Origin of the sequence: Bradyrhizobium sp. STM 3809, from assembly GCF_000239795.1 — a bacterium.
Lineage (GTDB): Bacteria > Pseudomonadota > Alphaproteobacteria > Rhizobiales > Xanthobacteraceae > Bradyrhizobium.
Map to the genome: position 1 here is coordinate 1 of NZ_CAFJ01000678.1, position 1,413 is coordinate 1,413.

Sequence of the window (1,413 nt, forward strand, 5' to 3'; positions counted from 1 at the left end):
CAAGTTCACCGAAGTGTCCTGCTCGCCCGGCGCGCCGGTGACGGTCGCGACCTTCAAGATCATCGCCGATGGCGGCTGGCCGGAACGCCCCGAATATTACGACAGCCATCCGCGCCCGGGCTACGCGATGCCGAAAACGCTCTGACGCGCATCCGCGTCAGCTGTCCCGTTGGCCCCTTCATCGAGAGCGCATGCATGAGCAGAGATCCCTCCGAAGCCCTGGTCAGCTCCGAATGGCTGGCGCAGCATCTCGCCGATCCCGGCATCAAGATCCTCGATTGCACCTGGCATCATCCGAGCACCAATCTCGACGGCCGCACACAGTATCGCGGCCGGCACCTGCCGGGCTCGGTGCATTTCGACATCGACCAGGTCGCCGACAAGACCAACCCGCTGCCGCACATGCTGCCGACGGCGGAGGACTTCGCCCACAAGGTCGGGCTGCTCGGCATCAGCAATGCCGACCGGGTCATCGTCTATGACCGCCACTATGGCGGCTCCGCCGCGGGCCGCGTGTGGTGGATGTTCCGCGTGTTCGGCCATGACAACGTCGCCCTGCTCGACGGTGGCTTCGGCAAATGGACCAAGGAGAAGCAGCCTGCCGAGATGACGCCGGTGCGTCCGGCGCCGGCGAGCTTCACGGCGAGCTTCCGGCCCGAGTTGGTCGCCACCTCGGCCCAGGTGCAGGGCGCGCTCCAGAGTGGCGCGCAGCTCGTCGACGCCCGCGGCCCCGGCAAGTTCGACGGCACGCAGCCCGACGTCTTCACCTTCAAGCGCCAGGGCCACATTCCCGGCGCCATCAACCTGCCCTGGGCCGATCTGGTCGATCCCGACACCGGCGTGCTGCTTCCGCCGGACGCGCTCGCCGCCCGCTTCGCGGCCGCCGGCATCCATCTGGCGAAGCCGATCGTCACCACCTGCGCCTCGGGCATCACGTCCTGCATGCTCGCGCTGGCGCTGTACCGGCTCGGTGTCCCCACCGTCGCCGTCCACGACGGCGCCTGGGCGGAATGGAGCCAGCTCGACGACACGCCGGCGGCGGCGTGACCTCAGGACCTCAATGACGGGAGCACAGGCATGGCAAAGACGTTGGTCAAGACCACGCAGGACGGCCGCAAGGTCGAGGTGATCGGCCTCGCCATCTGCCTCGACGGCGAGCTCGAGGCGTTCGAGCTGGTCGAGGTCAAGCTGCATCCGAACCGGCGCAAGATCTGGGAAGCGGCGCCTGACGCCACCCACATGGCCGGCCGCATCACCCTGACGAAGGAGGAAGCCGCGATCGTCGAGGGCGCCTTCGCCGGCGCCCAATCCGAGATCCTCGCCAGCCCCGCCGCAATCAACGAACGCTTCCGGATCGCGGCGATGTGGAAGGCACGGGAACAGGGGATCGAGTAGGTCCCTGCGCGGTCGTTG

General features: G+C 68.1%; 2 protein-coding genes. Both read left to right on the plus strand.

Annotated elements, in window-relative coordinates; genetic code table 11:
• The first annotated feature begins 195 nt into the window (after positions 1-195).
• Positions 196-1,047: a sulfurtransferase gene (locus BRAS3809_RS29965; protein ID WP_008965768.1), complete on the plus strand. Its 852-nt coding sequence runs from the start codon at positions 196-198 to the stop codon at positions 1,045-1,047.
• 30 nt (positions 1,048-1,077) lie between these two features.
• The gene (locus tag BRAS3809_RS29970) at positions 1,078-1,395 is read left to right on the plus strand and encodes a hypothetical protein (protein WP_008965769.1); all 318 of its coding nucleotides are present in this window, start codon (positions 1,078-1,080) and stop codon (positions 1,393-1,395) included.
• The last annotated feature ends 18 nt before the right edge of the window (positions 1,396-1,413 follow it).